The organism is Pseudomonas sp. FFUP_PS_473 (genome assembly GCF_002858665.1).
Taxonomy (GTDB): Bacteria; Pseudomonadota; Gammaproteobacteria; order Pseudomonadales; family Pseudomonadaceae; genus Aquipseudomonas; species Aquipseudomonas defluvii.
This window is the reverse complement of record NZ_PJQQ01000032.1, coordinates 12,182-25,886: the sequence shown is the minus strand read 5'-3', so window position 1 is coordinate 25,886 and position 13,705 is coordinate 12,182. Positions and strand designations below refer to the sequence as shown.

The 13,705-nt window shown below is 58.2% G+C and carries 12 protein-coding genes; 3 read left to right on the top strand and 9 right to left on the bottom strand.

What is annotated here, in order from left to right; genetic code table 11:
* Positions 1-176 precede the first annotated feature (176 nt).
* Positions 177-1,262 (top strand): PLP-dependent cysteine synthase family protein, encoded by a 1,086-nt coding sequence (locus CYD26_RS19575; protein ID WP_102053374.1) that lies wholly within the window; start codon positions 177-179, stop codon positions 1,260-1,262.
* Between the two features lie 56 nt (positions 1,263-1,318).
* On the opposite strand, the gene CYD26_RS19570 is transcribed toward CYD26_RS19575, so the two are convergent.
* The 3 genes from CYD26_RS19570 to CYD26_RS19560 form a co-directional block, all read right to left on the bottom strand.
* A complete protein-coding gene (locus CYD26_RS19570) occupies positions 1,319-2,932 on the bottom strand; it encodes an NAD(P)/FAD-dependent oxidoreductase (protein ID WP_102053373.1) in 1,614 nt (537 codons plus the stop codon).
* 103 nt (positions 2,933-3,035) lie between these two features.
* Positions 3,036-3,701: a COG3650 family protein gene (locus CYD26_RS19565; protein WP_102053372.1), complete on the bottom strand. Its 666-nt coding sequence runs from the start codon at positions 3,699-3,701 to the stop codon at positions 3,036-3,038.
* A 70-nt stretch (positions 3,702-3,771) separates the two neighbouring features.
* The gene (locus CYD26_RS19560; protein WP_065760582.1) at positions 3,772-4,371 is read right to left on the bottom strand and encodes a short chain dehydrogenase; all 600 of its coding nucleotides are present in this window, start codon (positions 4,369-4,371) and stop codon (positions 3,772-3,774) included.
* Between the two features lie 98 nt (positions 4,372-4,469).
* On the opposite strand from CYD26_RS19560, the gene CYD26_RS19555 reads away from it, so the two are divergent.
* Entirely contained in the window at positions 4,470-5,378 is a 909-nt protein-coding gene (locus tag CYD26_RS19555) for a LysR family transcriptional regulator (protein ID WP_065760581.1), read from the top strand.
* Positions 5,379-5,454: 76 nt separating this feature from the next.
* Here the strand turns inward: CYD26_RS19555 and CYD26_RS19550 are convergent, their stop codons facing one another.
* From CYD26_RS19550 to CYD26_RS19525, 5 genes are all read right to left on the bottom strand, one after another.
* Positions 5,455-6,156, bottom strand: coding sequence for an ABC transporter ATP-binding protein (locus CYD26_RS19550; RefSeq protein WP_065760577.1), 702 nt, complete (start codon positions 6,154-6,156; stop codon positions 5,455-5,457).
* Positions 6,157-6,924, bottom strand: a complete 768-nt coding sequence (livG, locus tag CYD26_RS19545; RefSeq protein ID WP_065760576.1) for a high-affinity branched-chain amino acid ABC transporter ATP-binding protein LivG — start codon at positions 6,922-6,924, stop codon at positions 6,157-6,159.
* Positions 6,921-8,177: a high-affinity branched-chain amino acid ABC transporter permease LivM gene (locus tag CYD26_RS19540; protein WP_065760575.1), complete on the bottom strand. Its 1,257-nt coding sequence runs from the start codon at positions 8,175-8,177 to the stop codon at positions 6,921-6,923. The genes livG and CYD26_RS19540 overlap by 4 nt, the downstream gene beginning before the upstream one ends.
* Positions 8,174-9,097: a high-affinity branched-chain amino acid ABC transporter permease LivH gene (livH, locus tag CYD26_RS19535; protein WP_065760574.1), complete on the bottom strand. Its 924-nt coding sequence runs from the start codon at positions 9,095-9,097 to the stop codon at positions 8,174-8,176. The genes CYD26_RS19540 and livH overlap by 4 nt, the downstream gene beginning before the upstream one ends.
* Before the next feature lie 228 nt (positions 9,098-9,325).
* A complete protein-coding gene (locus tag CYD26_RS19525; RefSeq protein ID WP_102053371.1) occupies positions 9,326-10,453 on the bottom strand; it encodes a branched-chain amino acid ABC transporter substrate-binding protein in 1,128 nt (375 codons plus the stop codon).
* Between the two features lie 362 nt (positions 10,454-10,815).
* Here CYD26_RS19525 and CYD26_RS19520 point away from each other — a divergent pair, with 362 nt between their 5' ends.
* Complete coding sequence (locus CYD26_RS19520; RefSeq protein ID WP_065760572.1) at positions 10,816-11,121, top strand: DUF2288 domain-containing protein; 306 nt, start codon at positions 10,816-10,818, stop codon at positions 11,119-11,121.
* A 212-nt stretch (positions 11,122-11,333) separates the two neighbouring features.
* Here CYD26_RS19520 and CYD26_RS19515 read toward each other — a convergent pair whose 3' ends face one another.
* Positions 11,334-13,517, bottom strand: a complete 2,184-nt coding sequence (locus CYD26_RS19515) for a hypothetical protein (RefSeq protein WP_065760571.1) — start codon at positions 13,515-13,517, stop codon at positions 11,334-11,336.
* Between the last annotated feature and the right edge of the window lie 188 nt (positions 13,518-13,705).

Genomic DNA, 13,705 nt, shown 5'->3' with positions numbered 1-13,705 from the left:
AGCTTAGGCATTAAAACAAAAATTATATTCTTTTTTGTTATAAGCTGTTGCTCAGCATTAGGACGGCCAGCCTAGCAGTCGAGTCGGAAATTTGAGTGCAGCCGTATCTGTCTGTCTTGTAGGAATTTTCCTTATGACCCGCTGGGGTCATTGACCACAACCCATGAGAGTCCAGTATGAGCAACCAACGTCAGTGGGCGCGTGAAGCCATTCGAGTCATTGAAGCAGACTTTCAGCGTAGTGCTGATACTCATCTGATTCCTTTGCCACTGCCTGGATTTCCAAGCGTTGAGCTGTACTTCAAGGACGAATCCAGCCATCCAACGGGCAGCCTCAAGCACCGTTTGGCCCGCTCGCTGTTCCTGTATGCGCTGTGCAACGGCTGGTTGCGCCCTGGTGCGCCGGTTATCGAGGCATCCAGCGGTTCCACGGCGATTTCTGAAGCCTACTTTGCCCGGCTTCTGGGGCTGCCGTTCATTGCGGTCATGCCGGCCAGCACGTCCCAGGAAAAGATCGCACAGATCGCTTTTTACGGTGGTCAGAGCCATCTGGTACAGGACCCCACGCAGATCTATGCAGAGTCTGAACGCTTGGCCCGCGAGAGCGGCGGGCATTTCATGGACCAGTTCACCTATGCTGAACGCGCCACCGACTGGCGGGCGAACAACAACATTGCCGAGTCGATCTTTACCCAGATGCGCTTTGAGCGCCATGCAGAGCCTGCCTGGCTGATATCCAGCCCAGGAACCGGCGGCACTACCGCGACGTTGGGGCGTTATGTGCGCTACCGCCAGCATGCCACCCGGGTGTTGTGTGCCGATGCCGAACGTTCAGTGTTCTTTGAGAGCTATTGCAGCGGTGACCGCTCGTTGCGGCTGGAGTGTGGTTCGCGCATCGAAGGCATAGGTCGGCCAAGGGTTGAAGCCTCGTTTCTACCGCAGGTGATCGATGCCATGGTCAAGGTGCCCGATGCCTTGTCGCTGGCGGCCATGCATTACCTGGCACAGCGTCTTGGCCGGCATGTCGGCGGTTCCAGCGGGACCAACCTGATCGGCGCGTTGGCGGCGGCGCAGCATATGAAGGCTGCGGGGGAGGCGGGGTCGATTGTTGCCATTCTGTGTGACAGTGGCGAGCGCTATGCCACCACTTATTACGATCAGGCCTGGTTGAATGGGCAGGGGTATCAGCTTGACGGCCTGATTGCAGCCGTCGCCGCCTGCGCAGAGCCCCTACCGGAAAGCGTGTTGCACGCTGGTCTGTAGAGCCCCCGTACAGCTGTCGGCACCTGCAATCCGCTTGCAGGCACCGACAGATCGGATCAGTCGTTGAGGCCCAGCATCTGCCGCGCGACGGCTTCGGCGATACGAATGCCATCGACGCCGGCAGAGAGAATGCCGCCGGCATAACCGGCACCTTCACCGGCCGGGTACAGGCCTTTGATGTTCAGGCTTTGCATGTCCGCGCCACGAGTGATTCGTAGCGGCGAGGAGGTGCGCGTCTCGATCCCTGTGAGCACGGCATCGTGCAGGTTGTAGCCTTTGATCTGGCGGTCGAAGGCCGGAAGGGCTTCGCGGATCGCTTCAATGGCGAAGTCCGGCAGGCTTGGCGCCAGGTCGCCCAGGCTTACACCTGGCTTGTAGGAAGGCTCGACGCTACCCAGTGCGGTAGAGGGGCGACCTGCGACAAAATCACCGACCAGCTGTGCCGGGGCCTGATAGTTGCTGCCACCCAGTACATAGGCATGCGCTTCCAGGCGCTCTTGCAGCTCAATGCCCGCCAGCGGGCCACCCGGGTAGTCTTGTTCGGGGGTGATACCCACGACAATACCGGAGTTGGCGTTGCGTTCATTGCGCGAGTACTGGCTCATGCCATTGGTGACCACGCGGCCAGGCTCGCTGGTCGCTGCGACCACGGTACCGCCTGGGCACATGCAGAAGCTGTAGACCGCGCGACCGTTCTTGGCGTGGTGAACCAGTTTGTAATCGGCTGCGCCGAGCTTGGGGTGGCCGGCGTATTTGCCCAGGCGCGCCTTGTCGATCAGCGATTGCGGGTGCTCGATACGGAAGCCGATCGAGAACGGTTTGGCCTCCATGAACACACCACGGGCGTGCAGCATACGGAAGGTGTCACGGGCACTGTGGCCCAGGGCCAGAACCACATGCCGGGAATGCAGCTGTTCGCCGTTTTCCAACACCACGCCCTGCAACTGATCGTTGTCGATCAGCAGGTCGGTAACCTTCTGCTCGAAACGAACCTCGCCTCCGAGCGCCTGAATCTCATGACGCATGTTTTCGACCATGCCGGTCAGGCGGAAGGTACCAATATGCGGTTTGCTGACGTAGAGGATCTCTTCTGGCGCGCCGGCCTTGATGAACTCGTTCAGCACTTTGCGGCCGTGGTGATGCGGGTCCTTGATCTGGCTGTAGAGCTTGCCGTCGGAGAAGGTCCCGGCACCGCCTTCGCCAAACTGCACGTTGGATTCTGGGTTCAGTACGCTTTTACGCCACAGGCCCCAGGTATCCTTGGTGCGCTGGCGTACTTCCTTGCCGCGTTCAAGGATGATCGGCTTGAAGCCCATCTGGGCCAGCAACAGGCCTGCAAAGATCCCGCAGGGGCCGAAGCCAACCACGATCGGGCGCTCGGTCAGGCCTTCAGGGGCTTGGCCCACCGGCTTGTAGCTGACATCCGGAGCGGGGCCGATGTTGCGGTCATCGGCGAACGTGTGCAGCAGCGCGGCCTCGTCACGCACGTCCACATCGATGGTGTAGATGAACAGCAGTTCGGTGTTCTTCTTGCGCGCATCGTAGCTGCGCTTGAACAGGGTGAAGTCCAGCAACTGGTCATCGCTGATGCCCAGGCGTTGCACAATGGCTTCGCGCAGGGCTTCGTCAGTATGGTCCAGCGGCAACTTCAGTTCAGTGATTCGTAGCATGACAGGGTCCAGTATCCCGGCCATGAAAGGGCCGGCAGCTTTGCACAAACCGCCAAGTATAAGCCTTTCATCAGCGCTTCAGGCAGGATAAACGCGCCGACGGTCAGTCGTTGCGTGAACCACCGTAGTAACCGCAGCCACGCAAGGTCTTGCCGTTGATACGCAGCTCTGCACTCAGGTGCTGTACAGCGCCTGTCATGCTATCGACGCAACGTTGCGGCGCTACCCACAGTTCTACGCGTTGGCCATTGGCTTCGCTACTCAGGTTGAAGCGGCCATCGGGCAGTTGCTCTTCCAGATAGGGCAGTGCCAGGGAGGCTTCCTGAGGGCGGTCAAGCACCATGCCCTTGCCACTGACCTTCACGTTCCATTCGGGTTCATGGCCGCTGGCGCGCAAGGTCAGGCGCTTGAAGTTGGGGTCGCTGCAGGCACTGTTGGAGCGCTCGACCCGGTACAACTGGTGTACGTTGAACTGGCCATCGTTGCCGCTGTTGCTGCTGAGCGTACCGCGTACGTCGGCAAACAGTGCGCCGGGCTCGCTGGCCAGGGTAGCGGCTTCCTGCAAGAGGCTGGTGTTGCCGCTGTCCTGAACCACAAAGCGGCGGCTTTCTCCACAGGGTTGGAACAGCAGCTTGCCGCCCTCGGCCTTGAGCTCACCCTGCAGACGGGTCATTCCCGCCGTAGAGACCGAGGTCTTCTCGGCAAACATCTGGCAACCGGCGAACAACGGCAGCAGGGCGGCTAACAACAGGGAAGGGGCGACACGCATCGAAAGAGCTCCAAGTCTCTACCGGAAAAGTGTCGCCACGTTACTCAGGCTGGCGCTCAATCTCAAGGGTTTAGCCAACGTGATAGGTTTGGCCGGTCTGCAGGCCTTCTACGCTCTTGGCATAAGCCAGTGCTACATCGGCAGCGGGCACAGGCTTGAACCCGCGGAAGTAAGGGGCGTATGCAGGCATGGCTTCGACCAGCACGTTCGGGCTGACCGAGTTGACTCGCAGGCCGCGCGGCAGCTCGATAGCGGCTGCCTTGACGAAGGCGTCGATGGCGCCGTTGACCAGGCTTGCCGAGCTGCCGGTGCGGATCGGGTCGTGGCTGGTGATGCCGGTGGTGAAGGTGAAGGAGCCGCCATCATTGATGAACTCGCGGCCGATCAACAGCAGGTTGACCTGGCCCATGAGCTTATCGTTCAGGCCCAGGGCGAAGTGCTCCTCGGTCATATCCTCCAGTGCGGCGAAGGTCACGTTGCCCGCTGCACAGACCAGGGCATCGAAACGGCCGGTCTGTTCGAACAGTGACCGAATAGACGCGCTGCTACTGATATCCACCTGGTAGTCGCCGCGGGTGCGGCCAATGCGCAGCACGTCGTGGCGCTGCTCCAGCTCGTTTGCCACTGCCGAGCCAATGGTGCCGCTGGCACCGATCAACAGAATTTTCATCGCACGCTCCTTTGGGGGAATGGCCCAAGTCTACGGTGGATTTTTGCGTCGATAAGCGTGCTAATAGGCAACCTTTTGTTTTTCTATGGAAACAATCCATGAGTGAGCTGGACGATTTGGCGGCCTTCGCTGTCTTGATGGATGCCGGTAGTTTCACCCTGGCCGCAGGGCAGTTGGGGTGGAGCAAAGGGCAATTGTCGAAGCGGATCAGTCAGTTGGAAAGCAGCCATGGGGTGAAGTTGCTGCATCGCACGACCCGTCGCCTGAGCCTCACGGCCGCCGGCGCCATGCTGTTGCCGCAGGCCCAGGCATTAGTCCGGCAGATGAATGGGGCAAGGCAGGCCTTGGCCATGCTTAAGGATGACCTGTCTGGCCCCGTGCGATTGACGGTGCCCGTGTCGCTGGGTGAGACCTTCTTTGAAGGCTTGTTGCTCGAGTTCACCGAGACGCACCCTCAGTTGCAGGTAGAGCTTGAGTTGAGCAATAGCTATCGGGATCTGTTGGGTGAAGGTTTCGATCTAGCGATTCGTACCGAAGTCCAGAGCGATGCCCGGTTAGTTGCCCGGCCATTGTTGGCCATGCAGGAACTGACGTGCGCCAGCCCCGCGTACCTAGAGCGCTTTGGTGAGCCGAAGACCCCAATGGCGTTGAGCGAGCACCGCTGCCTGCTGAACAGTCACTACCGTGGTCGCGAGGAGTGGTTGTATCACCAACAACACGAATTGCTGCGTGTGCCGGTCAGCGGTTCCTTTGCGAGTAACCATTACAGCTTGCTGAAAAAGGCGGCTTTGCTCGGCGTCGGGATTGCTCGCCTGCCGTCTTACATGCTGGCGGCAGAGTTGAGTAACGGCCAACTGCATTGGTTGCTCCGGGACTTTCAGACCCGTAGCACGCCGCTGTTTCTTGTACATCCCTACCAGAGCGCAATGCCGAAAAAGGTTCAGGTACTGGCCGACTACCTGAGGCGCTGGTTTCAGCGTGGCAGTACCGTATTGGGGCAGTTGTGAGTGCGTGGCGTAAGACGGTTGGGCAAAAAAAACGATCCCGAAGGATCGTTTTTTCATTGACCGCTAAAAACGGTTATCAACCGCCCAGGTAGGCATCACGCACTTTCGGATCGGTCAACAAGGTTTCCCCTGTCCCTTCCATCACCACCCGACCGTTCTCCAGCACGTAGGCACGGTCGGCGATCTTCAACGCCTGGTTGGCGTTCTGCTCCACCAGGAACACCGTCACGCCATCACGGCGAAGTTGTTCGATGATGTCGAAGATCTGTTGAATGATGATCGGCGCCAGGCCCAGTGATGGCTCGTCGAGCAGCAACAGCTTCGGTTTGCTCATCAGCGCACGGCCGATGGCAAGCATCTGCTGCTCGCCACCGGACATGGTGCCGCCGCGCTGGCTGAAGCGTTCCTTGAGCCGTGGGAACAGGTGCAACACCTTGTCCATCTGCTCTTCGTAGTCGCCCTTGGCGGTAAAGAAACCGCCCATGGCCAGGTTTTCCTCGACGGTCAGACGAGAGAACACGCGGCGACCTTCCGGAACCACCGCAATGCTCTTGCGCATGATGCGGGCAGAGTCCTGGCCAACCAGCTCTTCGCCCAGGTAGCGGATGCTGCCGCTGTGGGCTTGTGGCGAACCGCAGAGCGTCATCAGCAAGGTTGACTTGCCAGCGCCGTTGGCGCCGATCAGGGTGACGATTTCGCCCTGACGGATCTCAACATTGACGCTGTGTAGCGCCTGGATCTTGCCGTAGAAAGTGGAAACGTTTTCAAACTGCAGCATTTACGCTTCCCCCAGGTAGGCTTTGATCACTTCAGGGTTATCGCGGATCTGTTCCGGTGTACCGTCGGCCAGCGGGGTGCCCTGGTTGATCACAACGATGTGGTCGGAGATGCTCATGACCAGCTTCATGTCATGCTCGATCAGCAGGACGGTGACGTTGTGCTCTTCGCGCAGCACACCGATCAGTGCCTTGAGGTCTTCGGTTTCCCTTGGGTTCAGGCCGGCAGCGGGTTCGTCGAGCATGAGGATCCGTGGACGGGTCATCATGCAGCGAGCGATTTCCAGGCGACGCTGCTGACCGTAGGCCAGGGTACCGGCCGTACGGTTGGCGAACTCGGTGAGGTTGACCTTGTCCAGCCAGAAGTGCGCGTACTCCATCGCTTCGCGCTCACTGCGGCGAAAGCCTGGGGTCTTGAGCAGGCCGGCGAGGAAGTTGGTGTTCAGGTGCCGGTGCTGAGCAATCAGCAGGTTTTCCAGTGCGGTCATCTCTTTGAACAGACGCACGTTCTGGAAGGTTCGTACTACGCCCTTGCGGGCGATCTGGTGACCGGCCAGGCCCTGGATCGGCTGGCCGTCGAGCAGAATCGTACCCGCGCTGGGCTTGTAGAAACCGGTCAGGCAGTTGAACACCGTGGTCTTGCCGGCACCGTTCGGGCCGATCAGGGCAACCACTTGTTTTTCCTTGACGGTCAGGGCCACGCCGTTGACCGCCAACAAGCCGCCGAAGCGCATGCTCAGGCCGCTGACTTGAAGAATTTCGCGGCTCATCGACGCAGCTCCATGTGAGGACGTTGCATAGGCAGCAGACCTTGCGGACGCCAGATCATCATCAACACCATCAGGGCACCGAACATCAACATGCGGTACTCGCTGAAGTCACGCATCAGTTCGGGTAGCAGGATCATCACAATGGCCGCGAGAATCACGCCCAATTGCGAGCCCATGCCGCCCAGCACGACGATGGCGAGGATGATCGCCGACTCGATGAAGGTGAACGACTCCGGTGTCACCAGGCCTTGGCGCGCGGCAAAGAAGCTGCCCGCGAAGCCGGCGAAGCAAGCACCCAGCGTGAAGGCCGAAAGCTTGATCACGGTAGGGTTCAGGCCCAAGGCACGGCAGGCGATTTCGTCTTCGCGCAGGGCTTCCCAGGCACGACCGATCGGCATGCGCAGCAGACGGTTGATCACGAACAGTGCAAACAGCGCCAACAGCAATGCCACCAGGTACAGGAAAATCACCTTGTTGATCGAGTTGTACTGCAGGCCGAAGTAATCGTGGAAGGTCTGCATGCCCTCGGCGGCCTTGCGTTCAAAGGTCAGGCCGAAGAAGGTTGGCTTCTCGATGTTGCTGATACCGTTGGGGCCACCCGTCAGCCCGGTCAGGTTACGCAGGAACAGGCGGATGATTTCACCGAAGCCCAGGGTCACGATTGCCAGGTAGTCACCGCGCAGGCGCAGTACCGGGAAACCGAGCAGGAAGCCAAAGGTGGCTGCCATCAGGCCGGCAATCGGCAAGCAGATCCAGAAGCTCAGGCCGTAGTAGTGCGACAGCAGCGCGTAGCTGTAGGCGCCGACGGCGTAGAAGCCGACATAACCCAGGTCGAGCAGACCGGCCAGACCGACCACGATGTTCAGGCCCAGCCCGAGCAACACATAGATCAGGATCAGGGTGGCGATATCGACCGCACCACGGGAGCCGAAGAACGGCCAGATCAGCGCCGCGACGACCAAGCCGAGGATGATCCAGCGCTGGGTACGCGGCAGGGTCAGGAAGTTGCTGACCTTGGGCGATACCAGCGAGCCTTTCGGCGCGGACCGCATCAGTGCGCTCCACTGCTTGTCGAACAGCACACGCAGGAACATCAGCACCGAACACACGGCGATCACGGTGAGGGTGAGAGGACCAGTGCCCTGAACTTCCAGGTTGATACCGACGATGCTCAGTTTGAGCCCCAGTACCGGGAAGGCCACGGCCCATACCAGCAAGGCGCTGAAAAACGCCGATTTGAGATGTCTGTTCATACTTTTTCAACCTCCGGACGGCCCAGAATGCCGGTCGGCCGGAACAACAGCACCAGAACCAAAAGGCCGAATGCCACAACGTCCTTGTACTGGTCACCGAAGATATCGGCGCCAAAGGCTTCAGCCACCCCGAGCACCAGCCCACCGAGCATGGCGCCCGGAATACTGCCAATGCCGCCCAAGACCGCCGCGGTGAAGGCCTTCAGGCCCACCAGGAAACCGGCGTTAGGGTTGATCACACCGTACTGCATGCTCAGCAGCACGGCCGCCACGGCTGCCAGTGCGGCACCGATGACGAAGGTCAGGGCGATGATGTTGTTAGTGTTGATCCCCAGCAGGTTGGCCATCTTGATGTCTTCGGCACAGGCACGGCAGGCACGGCCCAAGCGCGAACGGGAGATGAACAGGGTGAGGCCGGTCATGGCCACCAGAGTGACCACGAACACTAGAATCTGCATGTAGGAAATCAGGACTTCCTCAGCACCACCTGGGCCGAAGGAGAAACTCCCCGGAATCAGGTTGGGAATGGACTTGTCCTTGGAGTCCTGCGAGAGCAGTACCGTGTTTTGCAGGAAAATCGACATACCAATGGCAGAAATCAGCGGGATCAACCGGTTGCTGTTACGCAAGGGACGGTAAGCGACCCGTTCAATACTGTAGCCATAGGCACTGGTCACGACGATCGTCGCAAGAAACGCGGCGGTCATCAGTAGCGGCAGAGAATCAAGCCCCATCATGGCCAGCCCGGCAAGGACGATGAAGGCCACGTAAGAACCGATCATGTAGACCTCGCCATGGGCGAAGTTGATCATTCCAATGATGCCGTAAACCATTGTGTAGCCAATGGCTATCAAGGCATAGGTGCTGCCAATGGTCAGACCATTAACCAGCTGTTGGAAAAAGTGATAGATCTCAGGCATTACAGCGCTCCTAAAAACCTGATACGCATTTCACTGGTGGGGGAGCCCCGTGTGGTGCCTTGTGGTCTTTGGCCACTTCGGTACCAGCACCTGCCAGCGAACCGCTGGTGACGGTTTTAAGATTTTCAGGTGAACCAGCTCCCGGATCGCGGGAATCAGGTCCATGAACCTCGTAAAACAAAGCCCACTGCTCGCACAGTGGGCTTCTTAGTCAATGGTCAGACTGGGTTATTGAGGCGAAACTTCGGTTTTAGGTTTGCCGAAATGCCATTGGTAGACCACGAATTTGAAGTCTTTCAGGTCGCCTTTGTCGTCGAAGGACAGGTCGCCCGTCGGGGTCTTGAAGGTGCCCGAGTGGATAGCAGCAGCTACCTTGGCAGTGTCTTCGCTCTTGGCGGCCTTGATGCCTTCAGCAATCACTTCTACAGCCGAGTAGGCCGGGAACACGAACGGGCCGGTCGGGTCCTGCTTCTTGTCGGCGAAGGCTTGTACCAGTGCCTTGTTGGCAGGGTCCTGATCGAAGGATTTCGGCAGGGTAACCAGCAGGCCTTCGGAGGCGTCTTGGGCTATCTGCGAGATGGAGTCGTTGCCGACGCCTTCTGGGCCCATGAACTTGGCGTTCAGGCCTTTTTCCTTGGACTGACGCAGGATCAGGCCCAGCTCTGGGTGGTAGCCGCCGTAGTAGACGAAGTCGACGTTGGCTTGCTTGAGCTTCTGGATGATCGAGGAGAAGTCCTTGTCGCCAGCGTTCAGGCCTTCAAAGACGGCAACCTTGGTGCCTTTCTCTTCGAGGGTTTTCTTCACGGCGGTGGCGATACCTTCACCGTACTGCTGCTTGTCATGCAGAACGGCAACGACTTTCGGCTTCACGTGGTTGGCAATGTAGTTGCCAGCCGCTGGACCCTGGGCGCTGTCCAGACCGATGGTGCGGAAGATCATCTTGTAGCCACGGGAAGTGATATCCGGGCTGGTGGCTGCCGGGGTGATCATGATCACGCCTTCATCTTCATAGATGTCGGAGGCAGGTTGGGTAGAGCTGGAGCACAGGTGGCCGACGACAAACTTGACGCCATCGTTGACCACTTTGTTCGCTACGGCCACGGCTTGTTTAGGGTCGCAAGCGTCGTCGTATTCCTTGGCTTCGAGCATCTTGCCGTCGACGCCGCCCTTGGCGTTGATCTGCTCAATGGCCATTTTGGCACCGATGAACTGCATGTCGCCGTACTGAGTGACCGGACCGGTCTTGGGACCTGCGATGCCGATCTTGATGGTATCGGCGGCAAACGAATGGCTGGCAACCCCGGCCAGAACCATTGCGGCAAACAGCTTGGAAATCTGCTTAGTAGCCTTACTCATAGTGCTCCACTCATTCTGTTGTATTTTTTATAGTCCTGGCGGCCAAAGCTACAGGACCGGATCAGGTTCTCCGTCGAGGCCTCGCCTCATACCGCAGACCCGAATTTCCCCGGCCTTACCCCCGGCAACTGTACCGGTACAGTGTAGAGCGCCGCTTCATCGCTTGAAAAGCGGGCTCGCAGAGGCAAAACCTGGGCGCGTCGCTTAATTGACTGAAAGTTATAAAAAAGCGTCTTCAGTTTTGCCCTATATGTCGGCAATCCTTGGCTTTTCCTGCACTCACCGATCAATTGCTTATTTGAAACTGGGTTTTCTGCAAAAATACCGGCTTTTAGCAGCCGAATTATTTCTGGTAGGAACCCATGACTGATGAAGTAAGCACCCTCTATGCCAAACTGCTCGGCGAGACCGCGGTCATTGAGTGGAAAGCACTGGAGCGTTTTTGGGCCAAGGGTGACCTGATTTGGGTCAAGCCGACACTGGACCTGATCGAGGTCGCCGAGGCGATGGCCGAAAACCGGGGCGAAGCCTTTGCTGCATGGCACGCTGAGGGTGCTGTCGGCAAACTCTCTGATGAGCAGGCGCTAGACCTTCAGGCGCGAGATCCGCAGATATGGGCGGTGGTGGTTTCCCCCTGGATCGTGATTCAGGAAAAACCGGCGCCCTGATTTGGTGCGCAAAAATGCACAGTGGCTCACGGTTGGTGCGCGGTACTGTTCAGCCGGGGTGACACTTGGTAACAGTCCAGCGACTTCAAGGGGTGTCGGTAACAGTCCGTACCGATTGATAAAAGCCGCTTTGCGGGTGAGGAAGGTCTGCGCAGCCATCGAGGCTGCGCAGATCTTGGCGCCGGCGAAACCGGGCCCTGATCACGGGTATCTCAGTAATCAACCTTGCCTGTATGGGTGTTGAGGGAGATAACCCGTGTCTTGCCAATCCGGTGACGGTAAATTTCTCGCAGGTATTTCACCGCTTTCTTCACGCATTCGCGTGAAAGCCGGATGTCGTTGATCGAGACAAACTTGCTCTTGTCATTGATCAGCTCACGGTACTTCTTCTCATACATCGGCTTGATCGCGTACCAGTTGGTATCGAGGATCTTGGCCGGATTCTCGAACTCGTTGAGCAGCTCATCGATGTGGTTTTCGTCGAAGTGATCGCTGGTGATGAAGTCGAGCATGGCGTTGTCCAGCGTATCGTCGAAACGGTACGGGTTACGCGCAAAGCAACGCTTGATGAAGGCCACGATCAGCGTCAGGAAGTCGTCCGACAGGCACGGGCTCTTGGCGATCAGGGTGGTCAGCGACAGGTTGGCGGAGGCGCCGATGACCAGCGCATAGCGCTTGAGCGTCGTATTGGGGAACAGGCTGTTGAGGTGGGTCTTGAGCCGGTTCAGGTCCATGTAGGAGAGCTTGTAGTCCTTGGGCAGCGAGACGATCGAGACCACCGATGAGCAGTTCTTGAAGAAATGCAGATCATGCAGTGCCGCTGCGTCATAACCTGAGGTCTTGTACTGCTCCAGGGCTGCGCGGTAGCGCTTGGACTCAATCGGCAAGAGGCTGATGCCTTCAATGGCCTGGGTCTGCTTGTTGAAGTGCGGTAAGTCGATGGAGCGGAAAAACAGGTCGTCGATATCCAGGCGAGGCTGCTCTTTCTCGAACACCTTGAACTTGTCCGAGCTCGGGGTCTGTTGTTCCGGTACCACTGATTCGGCGTAGGCAATGGCCACCGGGCCTGCCAGGCTCATGAACAGGTCATTGGCATCCAGGCGGATGGTTTCGCCAATATCGATACCGGCGCGACGGAAGTAGGCCTGATCGTAGTCGGTGGTTACCGCCTGGGCGGTAAGGATGTTGAAGATCTGCTGCGAGATGTACTGGTTAGCGTGCTTTTCCATCGCATTGACATCAATGTTCTGGATAGTGCCGTCATCGCTTTCTTCGGCATAACGCATGATGTCGTTGGAGATCAGCATCATCGCGTTCCAGGGGCGAATACGGCCCATGACACTGGCTTCGCTGCTGTCTTCATTGTCGAAGTTGTAGGAGAAGTCCCATTCTTCCGAGAGATACTTGCACAGCAGGCGTCCGGCGTTGATGTGCAGGGCCTCGGACATCTCGCTACGGTGGTCGGAGATGTTCGGCAGTACGCAGATACCGCTGGTGAAGATCGGCTCAAAGACGAACGAGTGTCCGCTCTTGCCGTCATTCTCGTCAGCCGGTTTGGTGTCGAACGTCTTGTTCATGTAGGAGTACTGCTGGGCCAGGCCGAACTCCGAGGCCATGCCCGAGCCGGTACCACCACCGGCGCTGAAAATGTAGAAGTACAGGCGCGACTGGTTGGCTTTGATGCCACAGGAGTCGATCAGGTACGAATGGATCAGCTTCCAGTCAGTACTGGAGAAGCGCTGGGTTTCCTTGTTCAGGATGATCTTCGCCAGGTACTGACCCAGGATCGGTGCGTTACCGGCACCCCCGGCATGAACCTCGGACAGGTCCATGATTTTCATTTTGCTGTAATCGCGGATAAAACCGCTGGTCTCGCCTTTGCGCGAGAAACGGATGCGCCCGGCGATGTCTTTGTCCAGGTCGCCCAGCATCACCAGTGGTTCAACCAGAAAGACCGGTTTGCTGCTCTTGTTCTGCACCAGACGCAGGTTGTTGCGGATCCATCGCGCCGGGCTGTAGCTGATGTCGTTGCTGACCCTTTCCTCGTTGTTGAACTCATTGAGGTAGAAGGTGCGTGCGTTGTAGACCAGTTCTGCGACGTCCAAGGCAATGTTCGAGCCGCAACGGCCCAAACCGATCAGACAGACCGATGGGAACTGTTGATCAAGGCGCAGTTGGCTTTCATCTTCCTGATGTGGGCTTGGCGGAAAGACCAGGTCGCGCAGGCCGTCGAGGTTGTCGAGGATGCGCTGGATGTCGGTTTCTGTGTAGTACAGGTACTGCTGTGGGTTCAGCGTGCGAGTGCCGTAGTATTCCCTAGACCCTGTAGCAGTGTACGTGGCAGTAGACGACATCAGTTCGGAAACCACATTGGCAGGAGTGTTCTTGGAAGTCATTGTGTGCCGTGTGCCTTGGGGGGATGGCTGTTCAAAGGGAACATCATAGAGTACTCACGGAACCGGTTGTGCGGGTTTAGTCACGAGCCGTCTGTGTGAGTCCTGGGATTTTCCCTAAAACTCTGTAGGTAAATTTTCTGTTTACGCCTGCAATCTTGATCGTCCAATTGCGCAACTTCTTTAATCAA

Excerpts from the sequence above, each read along its gene's own strand:
- CYD26_RS19570 (WP_102053373.1), bottom strand. The coding sequence starts at position 2,932 with ATGCTACGAATCACTGAACTGAAGTTGCCGCTGGACCATACTGACGAA.
- CYD26_RS19520 (WP_065760572.1), top strand. The coding sequence starts at position 10,816 with ATGACTGATGAAGTAAGCACCCTCTATGCCAAACTGCTCGGCGAGACC.
- CYD26_RS19515 (WP_065760571.1), bottom strand. The coding sequence starts at position 13,517 with ATGACTTCCAAGAACACTCCTGCCAATGTGGTTTCCGAACTGATGTCG.
- livG (WP_065760576.1), bottom strand. The coding sequence starts at position 6,924 with ATGAGCCGCGAAATTCTTCAAGTCAGCGGCCTGAGCATGCGCTTCGGC.
- CYD26_RS19540 (WP_065760575.1), bottom strand. The coding sequence starts at position 8,177 with ATGAACAGACATCTCAAATCGGCGTTTTTCAGCGCCTTGCTGGTATGG.
- livH (WP_065760574.1), bottom strand. The coding sequence starts at position 9,097 with ATGCCTGAGATCTATCACTTTTTCCAACAGCTGGTTAATGGTCTGACC.
- CYD26_RS19555 (WP_065760581.1), top strand. The coding sequence starts at position 4,470 with ATGAGTGAGCTGGACGATTTGGCGGCCTTCGCTGTCTTGATGGATGCC.
- CYD26_RS19575 (WP_102053374.1), top strand. The coding sequence starts at position 177 with ATGAGCAACCAACGTCAGTGGGCGCGTGAAGCCATTCGAGTCATTGAA.
- CYD26_RS19560 (WP_065760582.1), bottom strand. The coding sequence starts at position 4,371 with ATGAAAATTCTGTTGATCGGTGCCAGCGGCACCATTGGCTCGGCAGTG.
- CYD26_RS19550 (WP_065760577.1), bottom strand. The coding sequence starts at position 6,156 with ATGCTGCAGTTTGAAAACGTTTCCACTTTCTACGGCAAGATCCAGGCG.
- CYD26_RS19525 (WP_102053371.1), bottom strand. The coding sequence starts at position 10,453 with ATGAGTAAGGCTACTAAGCAGATTTCCAAGCTGTTTGCCGCAATGGTT.
- CYD26_RS19565 (WP_102053372.1), bottom strand. The coding sequence starts at position 3,701 with ATGCGTGTCGCCCCTTCCCTGTTGTTAGCCGCCCTGCTGCCGTTGTTC.